At 26.9% G+C, this 227-nt stretch carries 1 pseudogene; it reads left to right on the forward strand.

Annotation, left to right across the window (positions count from 1 at the left end):
• A pseudogene (locus HMPREF3247_RS02195) lies at nucleotides 1-227 on the forward strand (IS5/IS1182 family transposase); the annotation flags it as partial.

Genomic DNA, 227 nt, shown 5'->3' on the forward strand with positions numbered 1-227 from the left:
ATTTACCAGAGTATATTGTAGCTGATGCAGGTTATGGTAGTGAGCAAAACTATATGGCTATTATAGATGATTTTAATAAAACGCCACTTATTACGTATGGCATGTTTATTAAAGATAAAACTAGAAAGTTTAAAAGTGACATTTTTAACACTCAAAATTGGAAATATGACGAACTTAATGATGAATTTATATGTCCTAATAACAAAAGAATAGGTTTTAAAAGATAT

Source organism: Staphylococcus sp. HMSC36A10, from assembly GCF_001838845.1.
GTDB classification, from domain to species: domain Bacteria; phylum Bacillota; class Bacilli; order Staphylococcales; family Staphylococcaceae; genus Staphylococcus; species Staphylococcus aureus.